This is a genomic window from Pseudocolwellia antarctica (assembly GCF_049933045.1).
Lineage (GTDB): Bacteria > Pseudomonadota > Gammaproteobacteria > Enterobacterales > Alteromonadaceae > Pseudocolwellia.
On sequence record NZ_CP187926.1, the window covers coordinates 2,266,898 to 2,280,956 of the forward strand.

General features: G+C 34.3%; 19 protein-coding genes. All 19 read right to left on the reverse strand.

What is annotated here, in order from left to right:
• Nucleotides 1-30: 30 nt before the first annotated feature.
• Complete coding sequence (locus ACPUVN_RS09805; RefSeq protein ID WP_426369006.1) at nt 31-1,029, reverse strand: family 2 glycosyl transferase; 999 nt, start codon at nt 1,027-1,029, stop codon at nt 31-33.
• On the reverse strand, nt 1,029-1,766 hold the full coding sequence (locus ACPUVN_RS09810; protein WP_426369007.1) for a glycosyltransferase family 2 protein: 738 nt from the start codon (nt 1,764-1,766) through the stop codon (nt 1,029-1,031). Before ACPUVN_RS09810 ends, ACPUVN_RS09805 begins: the two co-directional genes overlap by 1 nt.
• Entirely contained in the window at nt 1,766-2,116 is a 351-nt protein-coding gene (locus ACPUVN_RS09815; protein ID WP_426360494.1) for an acyl-CoA synthetase, read from the reverse strand. The genes ACPUVN_RS09810 and ACPUVN_RS09815 overlap by 1 nt, the downstream gene beginning before the upstream one ends.
• The gene (locus tag ACPUVN_RS09820; protein WP_426369008.1) at nt 2,109-3,467 is read right to left on the reverse strand and encodes an AMP-binding protein; all 1,359 of its coding nucleotides are present in this window, start codon (nt 3,465-3,467) and stop codon (nt 2,109-2,111) included. Before ACPUVN_RS09820 ends, ACPUVN_RS09815 begins: the two co-directional genes overlap by 8 nt.
• The gene (locus tag ACPUVN_RS09825; RefSeq protein WP_426369009.1) at nt 3,442-3,999 is read right to left on the reverse strand and encodes a hypothetical protein; all 558 of its coding nucleotides are present in this window, start codon (nt 3,997-3,999) and stop codon (nt 3,442-3,444) included. Before ACPUVN_RS09825 ends, ACPUVN_RS09820 begins: the two co-directional genes overlap by 26 nt.
• A gap of 5 nt (nt 4,000-4,004) precedes the next feature.
• Nucleotides 4,005-4,253 carry an acyl carrier protein gene (locus ACPUVN_RS09830; RefSeq protein WP_426360491.1) on the reverse strand — a complete coding sequence of 83 codons (249 nt, stop codon included), beginning with the start codon at nt 4,251-4,253 and terminating at the stop codon, nt 4,005-4,007.
• A 20-nt stretch (nt 4,254-4,273) separates the two neighbouring features.
• Nucleotides 4,274-4,528 (reverse strand): phosphopantetheine-binding protein, encoded by a 255-nt coding sequence (locus ACPUVN_RS09835; RefSeq protein ID WP_426360490.1) that lies wholly within the window; start codon nt 4,526-4,528, stop codon nt 4,274-4,276.
• The gene (locus ACPUVN_RS09840; protein WP_426369010.1) at nt 4,521-5,297 is read right to left on the reverse strand and encodes a lysophospholipid acyltransferase family protein; all 777 of its coding nucleotides are present in this window, start codon (nt 5,295-5,297) and stop codon (nt 4,521-4,523) included. Before ACPUVN_RS09840 ends, ACPUVN_RS09835 begins: the two co-directional genes overlap by 8 nt.
• Nucleotides 5,294-6,028 carry a beta-ketoacyl synthase chain length factor gene (locus tag ACPUVN_RS09845; RefSeq protein ID WP_426369011.1) on the reverse strand — a complete coding sequence of 245 codons (735 nt, stop codon included), beginning with the start codon at nt 6,026-6,028 and terminating at the stop codon, nt 5,294-5,296. The genes ACPUVN_RS09840 and ACPUVN_RS09845 overlap by 4 nt, the downstream gene beginning before the upstream one ends.
• Nucleotides 6,029-6,167: 139 nt before the next feature.
• Nucleotides 6,168-6,893: a 4'-phosphopantetheinyl transferase family protein gene (locus tag ACPUVN_RS09850; RefSeq protein ID WP_426360487.1), complete on the reverse strand. Its 726-nt coding sequence runs from the start codon at nt 6,891-6,893 to the stop codon at nt 6,168-6,170.
• Between the two features lie 8 nt (nt 6,894-6,901).
• The gene (locus ACPUVN_RS09855; protein ID WP_426360486.1) at nt 6,902-7,618 is read right to left on the reverse strand and encodes a hypothetical protein; all 717 of its coding nucleotides are present in this window, start codon (nt 7,616-7,618) and stop codon (nt 6,902-6,904) included.
• Nucleotides 7,615-8,823, reverse strand: coding sequence for a beta-ketoacyl synthase N-terminal-like domain-containing protein (locus ACPUVN_RS09860; protein ID WP_426369012.1), 1,209 nt, complete (start codon nt 8,821-8,823; stop codon nt 7,615-7,617). The genes ACPUVN_RS09855 and ACPUVN_RS09860 overlap by 4 nt, the downstream gene beginning before the upstream one ends.
• Nucleotides 8,824-8,901: 78 nt before the next feature.
• Entirely contained in the window at nt 8,902-9,168 is a 267-nt protein-coding gene (locus tag ACPUVN_RS09865; protein ID WP_426360484.1) for an acyl carrier protein, read from the reverse strand.
• On the reverse strand, nt 9,159-10,319 hold the full coding sequence (locus ACPUVN_RS09870; protein ID WP_426360483.1) for an ABC transporter permease: 1,161 nt from the start codon (nt 10,317-10,319) through the stop codon (nt 9,159-9,161). The genes ACPUVN_RS09865 and ACPUVN_RS09870 overlap by 10 nt, the downstream gene beginning before the upstream one ends.
• Nucleotide 10,320: 1 nt before the next feature.
• Nucleotides 10,321-11,223 (reverse strand): ABC transporter ATP-binding protein, encoded by a 903-nt coding sequence (locus tag ACPUVN_RS09875; RefSeq protein ID WP_426360482.1) that lies wholly within the window; start codon nt 11,221-11,223, stop codon nt 10,321-10,323.
• A 156-nt stretch (nt 11,224-11,379) separates the two neighbouring features.
• Entirely contained in the window at nt 11,380-11,820 is a 441-nt protein-coding gene (locus ACPUVN_RS09880) for an excinuclease ABC subunit A (RefSeq protein WP_426360481.1), read from the reverse strand.
• Between the two features lie 103 nt (nt 11,821-11,923).
• Nucleotides 11,924-12,649 carry a 3-oxoacyl-ACP reductase FabG gene (gene fabG / locus ACPUVN_RS09885; RefSeq protein ID WP_426360480.1) on the reverse strand — a complete coding sequence of 242 codons (726 nt, stop codon included), beginning with the start codon at nt 12,647-12,649 and terminating at the stop codon, nt 11,924-11,926.
• Nucleotides 12,650-12,652: 3 nt separating this feature from the next.
• Entirely contained in the window at nt 12,653-13,657 is a 1,005-nt protein-coding gene (locus ACPUVN_RS09890) for a BtrH N-terminal domain-containing protein (RefSeq protein ID WP_426360479.1), read from the reverse strand.
• Entirely contained in the window at nt 13,657-14,058 is a 402-nt protein-coding gene (locus ACPUVN_RS09895) for a hypothetical protein (RefSeq protein ID WP_426360478.1), read from the reverse strand. Before ACPUVN_RS09895 ends, ACPUVN_RS09890 begins: the two co-directional genes overlap by 1 nt.
• Nucleotide 14,059: the final 1 nt, after the last annotated feature.

Below are 14,059 nucleotides of genomic sequence, written 5' to 3' on the forward strand. Positions count from 1 at the left end.
TACTTGTAACGCTTTTTTGTATCAGGCTTCTTACTTTTTCTTCTGCCAAAAACTAAAGAAGTTAAACCATTGATACGGTTCTTTACGACAGTAAAATTCTAATCGCTGAGCATATTTTGTGGCAAGCGATGAGAAGTATTCATTTCTTTCTTTACGTTTAACTTTTGTCGGCTCTGCAAATTCTTCAACATAAGCTGAGTAGCGCCCTTCTTCTTTCAAGCAAAACATTAAAAACACTTTACAGTCCATAATTGATGCGAGTGCAAAAGGTCCTTTAGCAAAAGGCGCATTTTCACCAATAAAAGGAACATTATAAACACTATCAGGATTATTCACTGACGTTCTATCTGCAAAAATGACGATAGCTTCTCCATCTTCAATTTTTTGTTTTAATTGAATAGAATCCGCAGGTCCAAAATCATTAATATGAATAAAGTTAATGGCTGCATCTTGGTTAACTTTTTTAAGGAAGTTATTGAATGATGGCGTATGCTCGTTGTACGTAATCACGTTGAGCTTACGTTTATTTTCGCCTGTGCTAAATATTGCACGACATACTTCCATATTACCTAAATGCGCACTAAAAATTACCGCACCATTGGCATTAATTAATGCTTGGTAAGCGTCATCATTTTTAATGTCGATATCTTCAATATTCACTTTACCTAACCAAGCATCGAATTTGTCGACGATAGATAAGCCAAAGTTATAAAATACTTTAAAACCTTTCCTAAATAACTGCCCTTGTGTGAGCTGAGTATTATTTTTATGCAGGTACATATTATTTAAATAATGGTGGATGCTCTTTCTCGCCACATCGCCCGTTAAGTAAAAATAAACCATGACTGGAAATAAAATAACTTTAAAAACCCAATTACCTAAATATTTATGAACAAACACTAGCACTTCAATGCCAAGCATAGAGCCGCGTTCTTTTAACTTAGACCAATGTAAGTCTGCTTCATTTTCTTGCTGAGGAGCTTGTTTAGGGTCTTGCTTAGGTTCGGTGTTTGACGATGGTTCAGTCATTAATTCTTCTTCCATTTTTGCATTAGTATTTTTGGAAAGTGTAGCAACATACCAAAAAATAAACGTGTGTGCATTTTGCTAATAATGACATTGTCTTTAAATGCGTGAAAATGAGAAATGCCAAACTCAGGGTAATGCACTTTAGTTTCTACAAACTTAACAGGAACACCTTGCCAAATAAGCTTAACCATCACTTCAATATCAAAGTCCATACGATTACCGAGCGAAGTATTCTGAATAAGCTTTTCGTATGCCGCTAAAGGATAAACCCTAAAGCCACACATTGAATCGATTACTTTAAAAGAGAGTGTTTCTACACCTACCCAAAAATGCGTAATGTAACGCCCATAGAATCGACCTTTAGAAATTGAGTCGTCGTAAACGGGCTGTCCGCTAATTAAACTTTGTGGTGCTTTCGCGGCTTCAGTAATAAACCGCTGAATATCTAATAAGTCATGTTGCCCGTCTGCATCTACTTGTAATGCATGAGTCATTTTCATTTCAATTGCAGCCGTTAATGCCGTTTGCATTGCTGCACCTTTACCACCATTTTCAGTACGGTGAATTAAGGTAACTAAAGAAAATTCGTTTGCAACGTTTTCTAAAATTTCACGTGTTGAGTCTTGGCTGCCATCATTAACCAGAATAATAGGAAAGTTAAACTCGCATAAAGAAGCAACGGTTTCCTTAATAACAATGTCGTGGTTATAACACGGAATAACGAAACAATATTGCATTAGCTGTACACAACTCGGCCAGAAGTATGAGCGCCATGTTCTGAGCTGTAATTAAAGCTAACTTTGGTTTCAGACATTTTTTTAAGGGTGAGTTTCACTTGATATTCAGGGGCAATAATTACTTGGAATTTAAGTGCATCTACTGATAAATGTTGTTCTATGTTCAAGTTGAAGTGTTCTTGAATATAAAGCATTGCCCAATGAACCTGTACTACACCAGCTAAAATTGGAGCTTCAGGAAAGTGCCCTTCAAAGTAATACAGATCAGCAGGAATAGTTAAAGATAAAACCACTTCGTCTTCACTTTTCTCTACTAAATTAATTTGAGGGAATATCACTCGATTAGTCAAAGAATTTCTCCATGTCTTTTTTATTCAATTTCCCTGAAGAATTATAAGGTAAAGCGTCTATATAACGAAATCTTTTAGGAATAGCGATAGCTTCTAGATCTTGCTGAAGCAAAGCGGTAATTTGTCGGTTAAAAACTAAATTTCGACTTTGTGATAGCTTATCTTTAGCTTCAGCAGTAAGTACAACGACAGCGACGACTTGTAAGCCACGTTTATTAACAGCAGTTGAACAATAAACGTCATCAATAAAATCGAGGGCTTTTAAGCATTGCTGAACATGATCGAGGGAAACTCTTTTTTCTTCTATTTTGACGATACGGTCAATACGACCACATAATTCAAATTGATTGCAGCTGATTAAGTTAATTTTATCATCGCAAGCATACCAACCTGTTTGGCTAATATAAGGTGATTTAATTTTTAAACATTCAGTTTTATCATCTAAGGCAACTTTAATATTATCAAAAGCAGTCCAGTATTGATCTTGCACGGTAAAACGCTGACGCCATGCAATACCGCCAGTTTCAGTGCTACCCAGTATTTCAAAAGGTGATTGTTTTAACTCTTCAGCCAATTGTAAGCTGGCTTCTAAACTTAAAGGGCCGCCAGATGAAAACATACAAGCAATATGTGTTGAAATACTTTGATAAACATTGTCTTTAATCAGACGATGAAAATGCGCAGGACTACTCATTAACGTTACTTTTCCTAATTGATATTTAGCAATGTCGTGACATAAGTGCTCTGGATATTCATAAGGTTGAAGTATCACGCTTCTTCCTGTCCAGATAGGCCAAATAAGCTTAAACAACAAACCGTAAATATGCTGATGAGAAACCGTTGAGACGATACATGAGTTGTTAAGTAAATGACCAAAACAAGCTTCTAAATGTTTAACTTCAGTTAATAAATGCGAGAGCTTTTTATCAATGGCTTTTTCTTTGCCTGATGAACCTGAAGTATATAAGGTGATTTTTGTATTGAGATAAACTGTTATTTCGGTGTTTTTATGAGTTACATCACTTTCTAAAATGCCATCACTCTTGTATACCACAGTATTCTCAAACGCTAATGCTTGTGAACCTGCAACACCCTGCACTTCATCTAAGCAAGACTTTAACTGATTAGCAGTACCGTTTTGCGGTAAGACAATAGCTTTTTTAGCACTAAGCAATGCAAAAAATAATACTGAGAATTCGTAAGCGTCTTCACAATAAAGTAACCAAGTTTCAGCAGGGTTTTCTAAAAAGATAGATCGGTGAAAATGAACCGATTCAGCCCATTGCTGATAAGTTTTATTTTGAGAAACAAAAAATGTTTTAGAACTAGGTAATATAATCTGATTGGTCATTAGCTTTAAATCGTTTTCTAACTATCCATTCGCCTAAAAATAAGACGCCCATTAGTACATAAGAAATCAAACCATTATAAAGCGCCCAAATTTCATCGCTTAAAAATACAGTAACAAGTGAGATCAAAGCATTAGCCAAGAAAAATACACACCAAACCTTTGTGACCTTTTTGGTGTATTCAACTGAATTTACCGTCAGCTTACCTCTGGTACCCGCTATTAAAGTAATGACAGCAGGAGGTTTAATAATTGAATATAAAAACATACTCAAAAAGCTCAAGCTCATAACAACAGGATATAACTTCAATAAAAATGATGAGTTACTAAAAAAGCTAAGCATTAATAAAATAATAATATTAATGCCTGCAACTTTAATAAAAGGAATGTTTGTGGTGGTTTTACTGTAATAAAAACGTAAACCCGCTAAACAAACTAAAGCAAGTGCGATATATGCTGGCTCTACCCATTGTAGCCCGAAGAATACGATTAACGGATAGAATACAAAAACACTGCCAAGGATGATCTGTTTCATTAAATCTAGCTAGTAGCTAATTTTTCAACTGCATCAACCACATCTTTAACGGTTCTTACTTGTTTAAAGTCTTCTGGTTCTATTTTTTTACCTGTGATTTCTCGTAGTTTCACAACAAGGTCTACAGCATCAATGCTGTCTAAGTCCATGTCTTCATACAAGTGTGCATCAAGTGATATTTCGTCTTCTTCAATTTCAAATAAAGTCACTAATATTTCACTTAATACTTGGTAAATTTCGTCTCTGTTTTTCATGTAAATTTAATACCTAATATTTATTTATTTTGTTCTATAAATTGGCATAATGATTTAACTGAGTAAAAATGCTTTTTACTGTCTTCAGAATCACCGTCAATTTTTACATTATACGCTTTTTTAACTGCCACACCCAGTTCTAATGCGTCTATTGAATCTAAACCTAAGCCATCAATAAATAACGGTTCTTCGTCTGAAATATCTGCTGGTTCAATATCTTCTAATTCTAATGTTTCAATTATCAGTTGTTTTACTTCTGTGATTAACTCATTCATGAGTGGTAAATTCCTCTTTATAATATTCTACTAAATCTCGAGTAAGTTCCCTTACTGAGTTAGAAACTGATCCAGCTTCTCTATATTTTTGCGTTGATAATACAGGATTAACAACTAACTTAACTGTAAATTTTTTATCGGGTATCTGATACCAAGCTAATTCTTTGGTTAACGTTGTAGGTGTAACCGTTAAAATAATCGGAACAATATCGGCTTCAGCCCTAATAGCTATATTGGCTGCGCCACGTTTAAAAGTTAAAGGCTTGCCTACGGAACTACGTGTCCCTTCGGGGAAAACGATTAAGTTATTACCTTCTTCAAATGTTTTATTGCAGTCTTTTAAAAAGGTATCAGGATCTTCTTCGTTATTGATATAGCCCGTATTACTAACAACACCTTTTAAAAATGGATTTTTCCATAAGCCTGCTTTAACAACACAATCAGCATTTTCGATAATAGAAATTAAAACCACTACATCAATAAGTGATGGATGATTGGCAATAACTAATTTGCCTTTATGTTCTTTGAGTTGTTCTTCGTTTTCAATTTCGAGACTTAAAATCCCAACAAAGCTCATGTAGTTAACGAACATCTTAAAAGTTTTATGTACAACTTTTCTAGCGCTGTACTTACGTTGATACTCATCATGTCTATGTATAAAGTTAACAACAGGAAATACAATAATTGTTAATAAGATGCCACCTAAACCAAATAAAGTGAATGCAGATCCTGTTGCAAAAATTCGCCAATATTTGTTTAGTTTATTCAAAGTAAATTTCTACTCATTTGCCATTGATAACGTGTAGATTGAATAGCTGCTGTTGTATTTTTCCCGTGGATAAACTTTAAGAACTCAAGCGGCTGGAAGCTTTCATCTTCTTGGTGATTAGCCGTTTGTGGTTCGAAGCTTAATGACATACTTGAATCAGACTGTGCTTTGCTTAGTACAAATGCTATGGCTAGGGTTTGCTCTTTATCTGAAACAAATTGGTTGTATTGTTCAGGTACGATTTGATCGGTGTAAACAACAAGTACTTGGTCTAAATTTTGGCTTTCTAATTTTGCGTAAGCATCAACTACCGCCATCATTAACGAATCTTCACCTGCAGAAATAGCTGTCATCGCCTGTTTGTTTTTAGCAAAAATACTATACAAACCAGCAACCGCATTATGCACAGACAAACCAAAGTTCGTAGGAGATAAATCACTTTTAGTAGCAACATCTTCAATCAGCTTAGCGGTTTTATGTAAATCGCCATGACGTGATGAAAACACACAAGGAATGTCACTTATGTTGTTACCTAAAGATTCAAGAATGCAATGAAATGAGAATTTAGCGAACGGACTTAAGCGTCTTCGCTGCATAGGAGGAATTTGTTTTAATGGTGGTAGATCGTCTTCAGGTGAATATTCTAATTCCCCTTTAGCCCATAACTGCCAATCTTCTGTAGTACGTATATTTCCATACCATGCCACGCACTTTTCAATAGCAAACTTCATATATATATCAACCGCTCCTTTATCAGTAAATTCTACCTAATGCACTAGCTCAATTCAACTAAAGAATAAATACAACGAGTCAATTAATATGAATAAATACAAGGTAATAAGTTAATAAAAACAATTAATAAGAGAGGTTTTAACTTGTGTAATACTGCCAAGAAATAGCACTATTTTTATTGCACGTGGTTTCGGAAATATTATTATTTGAACGATTATAATCTAATAACTCAACAACGACAGTTCCCACAAAAGAATCTGACTCGTGAGATAAGCTAATGGTGTTATAAGCAAACGGCTCTTTAGCTAAGATAATTACACCATAATTTTTCTTTAGTACTGGTGAACAATCAAAAGAAAAAGAGTCTCTTAAATTAGCTGCCGTAGCTTTGGTTAATGCTTCTTTTACTGTCCATAATTGATAAAAACTCACAGGCTGGTACTGCCCTGCTTTAATACGAGTTAATTCATTTAGTGTGCAAATTTCTGCAGATAATTCGATAAAGTTTCTTGGCTTTATTTTCTCTACATCTATTCCAAGCTTTAATTGACGTTTACTAACACACACTGCAGCGATAGGACCGCTATGAGTAATTGAAATGGAAAAGTGATATTGCTGATTAATAATTAACTGATGATAGTTTTCGATGTGGTAGCTTTGTATTGAATGTTTATCTTCATTTAGTAATTCAAGCACAGCTTGCTGTAATAAAAATCGACTTAACACGAGTTGCTTACGCTTTAGCTGACTTTTCATCTTATCAAAACGTTGTTTATCTAGATCATTCAGTAATAAGGTAAGATTTTCATATTGTTCAACAAACCAAAGCTCACTGATTTTTGAGTATAAAATAAGTTCAGACATGATAGGTTTTAAAACAGACTTTGAATAAGTGACGGAACGGGTATATCTGCCTCTTGTTTTATTAGGGTATCAATATCTAAGTTTGTATCTGAAATTTCTAAGATTTGAGTGTTTGCTAGAGATGTATTTTTACTGTTATGCGCTTCAACAATAAAAGCATAACATTGACGATAACTTTTAGTTAAATGCCAAACAACAATTACACCTTGTTCACTGAAACCTTCTAATAAGTCTACTTCAGCAAGAGCGCAACTTTTCAAAAAGGGCTTTTCACTAGCACCAATAAAGATGTTTGGACCTTTGATATTGAACTCTTTCGCTATATAAAAATTTGCTGCATTACCAACAGTAGCAATAAAGTCGAATGGGCGAACAGATTCATTATTATGCATATTGCTAAGTACCGATTGAAAAAGATCGACACTTAAATATTCCGCTGCGCTATACAAAGAAAGTTTGTTTTCGACTTTAAATTGACTATCGATTAACTCTGTAGCATAACCAGGATTATTACTCGCAACATAGTCATTACTCGTATGAGAGTGCTCTTGATTAAATAAACGATGTACCGTGAGTAAAGAAATTAACGTAAAAGTATCGAGGCGTCTTACGGGCAACTGGGTTTCGGTTTTGACTAAATTACGAATTTCTTTATCGGTAAGTTCGTTAGATAAACTGACTTTTTCATATCTAACCAAAGATAACTTATCCATTGCCCTCATCATATATTTCCCTCTGTAATAAATTCAGAAGATATAGGGTTAACTACCTTTATATTTTTTAAGATGATCGCAGCATTATTACCACCAAACCCAAAGTGATTAAGTAGCATATATTTTGATGACGTAATAGCTTTAGCTGATTGTAAAAAGGGATATAAAAGTGTCTGTGGACTTTCCAGTTGATAGTGGCAACGTGGTAAAATCTCTTTTTGAAAAACATCTTCAAGAATTGCTAGCTCTAACACACCACAAGCACCTAAAGTATGACCTAAAAAAGATTTAAAGCCGATTATGCTCGGATGAACATTTACTTCAACAGACAAAGTTTCAGCATCAGTGTGTTTAACCTTTTTCGTGTTAAATAAACCCGCAATAGCATTGTATTCAGCTAAATCGCTTTTTTCAGAAGCTGTGCCATGAATTTTAATCAAATCGATATCTATTGATCTTATGTTGGTATTACTCAGGGCTTTTTCTACCACTTGTGTAATATGCTCACCTTCTTCATCAGTAATCGTTAAACTAAAATCATCACACGATGAATAACCACCTAAAACTTCAAAAATAGTCGCTGAGTTTTGTTGAGTAGATAACACTAAAACACCAACACCCTCACCTAATATCAAACCATCACGTGTATTTGAAAAAGGTTTAACGCCTGTTGTGCTAAACAAATCTAACGAGTCGAAACCACTTACTGATAATTGATTATAAAACTCACAACCTATAACAATCGCATGTTTAATTTTGTTATGTTTAATCAACTGAGCAGCATATAACAAGGCATTAGCACTAGAAGTACAAGCAGTATTAAAAGTGTAATGTATGGTATGTAAACCAAATAACTTAGTTAGTGTTTGGCTGAGTTTATCTGTTTGAGAAAGCCATATTGATTCAGAAGAGTCAGGTTTAACACATGAAATATCAAGTGATGTAGAACCTAAAAACAAAACGGTTTCGCTTAGCTCTTTTGCTGTTAAATTAGATTGTTTGAGTGCTTTTTCTATTTGAGTTGATAAAAGTAGGATCATCTCATCAAAGCTTTTATCTAACTTATTTTTATTTATTGGGAAATATAAGGCACTTTTATTCTCAGCAGCAATAGTAACGTCAACCAAATTAGCTTGACTATCATCTATTTGCTGACATTCTTGTTGATCACCAATAGCACTAATAGATGAAGTGGCAATAACAAAAACTGAATTCATTGGCATTCCTCATATTCAAGGTGGTAATGTTTAAGTGCATAATGTTTAAGTACGTAATGAGAAGAAATAAGTGCCATATTAGCTATTTTCATTAATCAAATTAGCAATACTATTTATGGTGGTTAAATGTTTTCGGCTTTCTTTAGAACCTTCTACTTTTACTGCAAAAGTTTTTTTAAAAACTAAAGATAACTGCAGTGCATCTAAAGAATCTAAGCCCACTCTAGATTCACTACCAAATAACATTTCATCATCTGTAATATCTTGCCAAGCAATATCATCTTCTTTTTCACACTCTTCAACGATCATCTGTTTTAGTTTTTGTTTTAATTGTTCTAATTCCACGTTAGTTTCCTGATCTTGTTGATGAATAAGTAAAAGCCAACCGACAATGCTAAGGCACTAAAAGCCAATAGTTTAAGTAAATAAGGTAAAACATCAGTAAATGAACTACCGGTAAACATTGCACGTATAATTTCAGCAGACCAATATAATGGCGAATAAGTTGCCACTTGAGCCATCACCTCAGGCAGAATATCGATTGGCACCATAAAACCACTAATTGCAGCTAATAATATATTGATGCCACCTCCAAATACGATGGCTTGCTCATAACTGTTAACCAAAGCTGCTATAAAAAACGCAAAAGCATTAGCCGCAAGTAAAATAAATAAAGCACTAAAAAAATAGATAGCCCAGTTATTGATAATAATATCAGGCTGTTCGGTTACGATAGGAACAACAAATACCCCCACCAAAGATAAAAGAATCAATTGGAAAATGCTCAGAATATAAAAAGCACTGAATTTACTCAAAAAGTATTGGGAAGTTGAGATAGGAAAGGTTTTTAAGCGGATCAGCGTACCGTTTTGTTTCTCATTAATTACAGTAATCGACACCGGCAAAACAATAAAATACAAACCAAACACTATCCAAGAAGGCACACTATATAAAATAGGTGTTGTAGCTTGCTGACCTGTCGTATTGATATTGAAATAAGAAGCAACTTCAGTGCTATTATCAATTGCTGTTATTTGTTCATTGAGTGGCATGTCTTCATCTAAGTCACCACTCTCTAACATAAATGCATGTAATTTGGCTTTAGATAAAGCGGTGTGAATATAGTTTATAACGACGAGTTTTTTTTGCGGTGTTATTCCTGAATGTAAACTTACGTCGATAGACCCTTTGTCTAAACCCATTAATATTTTCTGATCAAACGCTTCAGGTAACTGTATTGAAATATCCGCCTTTTGATCTTTTGCGACTAAACTAAAACCTTGCTGCTCTATATAACCTTGGTAAGCTAAAGAAATATCATCTGAATTACCGGATAAAAAACTCACTGTGGTTTTCTTTATCACGTCGGTATGCTGCTCGCTCATCGCAAAAGTCATTATCAACATAAATGCGATAGGTAAAACCAGTAAAACACCAATACTATGAATATCACTTAAAATAATGCGAGCTTCTTTATTTAGGCTACTTAAAATCATATTAATTACCTGCCGCTTGCTTATACATATGTTCAACCGAGTTTGCCGAATAGTTTATTTTTTTTATCGCCAAGTTTGATCCCCCCAGCAACAATAAATGTTTACTCAACTCATCAGCTGAAGTGAGTAAAATTTGGTATTTAACTTCATCAACTTTTTGATAATTACTCAGATAAGCAACGTGAGAAACAGGCTGTTTTAATTCGATTGAAAGTAATAAGTTTTTTTGCTCTGCTTGTTCCATAACAAGGGCTTTACCATCACGTAGCATAATAATGTCGTCACAGACTTTTTCTACTTCTTCAAGCATATGTGAAGTAAATAGCAAGGTTTTACCTTCAGCTTTAAACTGTTGTAGTAACGAAATAATAATGGCTCTAGATTCAGGATCTATTCCAACAGTAGGTTCATCTAAAAACAATACACTTGGTTGTTTCACTAAAGCGATAGCAATATTCAAACGGCGTTTATAACCACCAGAAAGTTTACTTACCTTAGTATTGCTAACTTGTGTAAGTACGCACTGTTCAAGTATTTCGTTGATAAGCGTATGCTTATTAGGAATAGTTTTTTGGGATGATATGCATAAAGATAAAAAATAGTAGAGATTTTGCTTAACCGTTAGCTGAGGATAAAATGCATATTCTTGAGGGACTAAAGCAACCTTTTCTTTAACCGCTTTAGTTAACGACTTAGCGTCTGAGTCTTCATAATAAACTTCTCCTTCAAATGACGGCAGCAAACCACATAAAGCAGAAATAAATGTCGACTTTCCAGCTCCATTAGGTCCAATAATACCAGTGCATTTATTGGCTTTAATTGTTAAGGAGATATCAGATAAAGAATAAAAGTGATTACTTTTATACTTAAAGCTTAAGTGTTTTACATAAATAGCATTTGGCATGTGTGAATCATTATTGAAATAAACACTGAGATTGAACGAGGTTTATTATCAACATATCCCTTATTATTTAACAACTTAAAGTATTAATAAGATTAAATATAAAAATACCGTAATAAATAATTATTACGGTATTTAATCAATCATTATAAATGAGGATTACTTAGCTATTTTTACTAACGTGCCTTTTAAAGCAACACCTGCCATTACAGCACCTGAACCACATTCAAATTCTGTAGCAGATGAAAAAGGCTGATTTTTATAGTTTGAGGTGATGTTTACAACATCTGTCATACCTTCTCTAACTGCTCGTTCTTGAAGTGCTTTTAAAGCTGACAACATTGCCCATTCACAAGCTTCTTGATCGCTTTTCATAAAGGCATTGGTTTTTTTATTGGTAGAAACTTCGCCGTATGTAGATTCAAATTTTGTTGGGCTATTTTCAGCAAAGTGTAATGGTATATCTAATAGTGCTTTTTTAGCTTTTTCGCTGTCCAATAACGACTGAATTTCGTATTTATTACGATCATCACGTGCTTCTGCTGACGTTGTCATTACAAGAGCGGCGATTGAAACAATAATTAATTTACTTATATTCATTTTATATTCCCTTTTATTTATCTAAAAAATCAATGAAACCAGCACAATATTCGTATGTTGGTGATTATATTTACAAACCTAAAACCTGTATTACTCAACAGATTTAAGAGATACCGCCATTTACAGAAATAACTTGGCGGGTAACATAACCTGCATCATCAGAAATAAGAAAACCTACAGCACTTGCTACTTCTTCTGGTTTTCCCATTCGTCTTAACGGGATCATATTCTTTATATCACCCACAGGTAAGTCTTCAGTCATTTCTGTTTCAATTAAACCAGGAGCAACACAGTTAACTGTAATTTTACGTTTAGCTAATTCTAAGGCTAAAGCTTTAGTTGCACCTATAATACCAGCTTTTGAAGCACTGTAATTAACTTGACCACGATTACCTATCTCTCCTGAAAGAGATGAGATAGTAATAATTCTGCCACCTTTACGTGCACTTACCATAGGCATAACAAGTGGGTGTAATACATTATAAAAACCATCTAGGTTAGTATGAATAACACTGTCCCACTCTTGCTCAGTCATTGCTGGAAAAGCAGTGTCTGCTGAAATACCCGCATTGCACACAATACCGTAAAAGCTACCAAACTCTTCAAGCTGAGCTTCAAGAACTTTTTTAGCCGCTTGTCTGTCAGCAACATCAAATTGAATAATTGAGGCTTTTACGCCTTTTTCTTCGATTAAAGCAGCAACTTCTTTTGCACTATTGATATCAGAACGACAATGTAAGCAAATATCAAAGCCCATATCAGCCAATTTAATTGCAATAGCTTTACCTATGCCCTTGCCTGATCCTGTTACTAATACTCTACGATTCATTTCTTATTTGCTCCACGCTAATAGTTTTTCTCGTAAAAGAGTTTCGTGCTGAGCACATACTCTTAAACTTTCAGATACTTCTTCTAAACTTATATTTTTCCGTTTTTTACAGAAGAGTACAGCCTTCATAGCAAACTCTCGCCATAGGTCACCTACTTCAGTAGTAAATTTAGAAATCTCATGTAGCTTTTCATCTTGTAATAGTTGAGAAGCTTCATCTAAAAAGCTAGCGTACATAAAGCGAAACCCAGCTCCGCCAGTACCTATTTCTTCCTGCATTCTTACTATATTACTTAAAAACATTCCTACTTCTTGTTCTGAGGAATTTTTTAATTTATCAATTTTTTTAGCTAGATGATAAATACCTTTGATACCAAAAAAGGGTAAGACTAAACCATTCATCATTTTTGCCGTTTTTTTGATGCTTTTTCGAATTTGTATTTCTAAATCAGCATTAACTTGCGGTTTGTCCATCAAATACATTAAGCCTTTAGCGGCTAACATACCTTTAGCAAAACGAGCTTGTTTTAAATTTTCAGGCGGACAAGTAACAACGTCTTCAAAAACAGGATCACTTATAAGGTAATCACCTGCTTCATTTTTACCGTACACAGTTAAATTATGAGCATTGAATTGAAACCTCATATCTTCAGGGAAATATGGCAACCAATAAACAGACGTTTGTAGACCAACAAGCTTACCTTCAGAAAGCGCTTGATCGAGTGCTTTCATGCCTTCATCTTCATTTGAGAATTTTTGCGATGTTAACTTCACATCAAGCTTTTTGCATACTGAAGATATAATTGATTTTGGTGGCATACGGTAAGCTATCAGCGGTAAACCACCAACTTTAACCATAGGTAAATAAACAAACATTAACGCTGATGCTAATCCAAAAACCATAGGCTCTGATAATTCAAACCCTTGGCTATTTAACATATTAGCTACTACGCCCGACTCGCAATGAGACGATTGACGATGAACAACATTATTTACAATAGCACTCATTATTTGATCACCGGTTTTTTGAATTCATCTAAGGAAACATTAAATACAGCACAATATTTCATCAGCTTTTTATCAGATAATTTATTAAATATTGCAACCGTCATATGGCGTTTAATTTGCCATTGAAAAAAGCCCGTTGCATGAGCTAACGACATAAGGTCAAAACGCAGCAATGGTATGTAATAACCTAAAGCTGAAATTTCACCTTGTTGATACTCTGTCGTTGCTTTAGCTAATTGTTCATCTAATGCTTTCACTGCCATTTCAGTGGCAAAACCTTCAACTTCCCAGCCTGAAGATTTAACACCTTCGTAATGTCCTTGTTCATCTACAGCATAAATAAGTTTTTTATGGCCACTATAAGATTTACATGAGTCTTGAGGAACTTCTTCTTTTTTCATA

What these genes read in the sequence shown, in the direction of transcription:
- ACPUVN_RS09810 (WP_426369007.1), bottom strand. Translation starts at nt 1,766, where the DNA reads ATGCAATATTGTTTCGTTATTCCGTGTTATAACCACGACATTGTTATT.
- ACPUVN_RS09825 (WP_426369009.1), bottom strand. Translation starts at nt 3,999, where the DNA reads ATGAAACAGATCATCCTTGGCAGTGTTTTTGTATTCTATCCGTTAATC.
- ACPUVN_RS09860 (WP_426369012.1), bottom strand. Translation starts at nt 8,823, where the DNA reads ATGAATTCAGTTTTTGTTATTGCCACTTCATCTATTAGTGCTATTGGT.
- ACPUVN_RS09850 (WP_426360487.1), bottom strand. Translation starts at nt 6,893, where the DNA reads ATGTCTGAACTTATTTTATACTCAAAAATCAGTGAGCTTTGGTTTGTT.
- ACPUVN_RS09870 (WP_426360483.1), bottom strand. Translation starts at nt 10,319, where the DNA reads ATGATTTTAAGTAGCCTAAATAAAGAAGCTCGCATTATTTTAAGTGAT.
- ACPUVN_RS09805 (WP_426369006.1), bottom strand. Translation starts at nt 1,029, where the DNA reads ATGACTGAACCATCGTCAAACACCGAACCTAAGCAAGACCCTAAACAA.
- ACPUVN_RS09895 (WP_426360478.1), bottom strand. Translation starts at nt 14,058, where the DNA reads ATGAAAAAAGAAGAAGTTCCTCAAGACTCATGTAAATCTTATAGTGGC.
- ACPUVN_RS09830 (WP_426360491.1), bottom strand. Translation starts at nt 4,253, where the DNA reads ATGAAAAACAGAGACGAAATTTACCAAGTATTAAGTGAAATATTAGTG.
- fabG (WP_426360480.1), bottom strand. Translation starts at nt 12,649, where the DNA reads ATGAATCGTAGAGTATTAGTAACAGGATCAGGCAAGGGCATAGGTAAA.
- ACPUVN_RS09835 (WP_426360490.1), bottom strand. Translation starts at nt 4,528, where the DNA reads ATGAATGAGTTAATCACAGAAGTAAAACAACTGATAATTGAAACATTA.
- ACPUVN_RS09855 (WP_426360486.1), bottom strand. Translation starts at nt 7,618, where the DNA reads ATGATGAGGGCAATGGATAAGTTATCTTTGGTTAGATATGAAAAAGTC.
- ACPUVN_RS09845 (WP_426369011.1), bottom strand. Translation starts at nt 6,028, where the DNA reads ATGAAGTTTGCTATTGAAAAGTGCGTGGCATGGTATGGAAATATACGT.
- ACPUVN_RS09820 (WP_426369008.1), bottom strand. Translation starts at nt 3,467, where the DNA reads ATGACCAATCAGATTATATTACCTAGTTCTAAAACATTTTTTGTTTCT.
- ACPUVN_RS09875 (WP_426360482.1), bottom strand. Translation starts at nt 11,223, where the DNA reads ATGCCAAATGCTATTTATGTAAAACACTTAAGCTTTAAGTATAAAAGT.
- ACPUVN_RS09880 (WP_426360481.1), bottom strand. Translation starts at nt 11,820, where the DNA reads ATGAATATAAGTAAATTAATTATTGTTTCAATCGCCGCTCTTGTAATG.
- ACPUVN_RS09890 (WP_426360479.1), bottom strand. Translation starts at nt 13,657, where the DNA reads ATGAGTGCTATTGTAAATAATGTTGTTCATCGTCAATCGTCTCATTGC.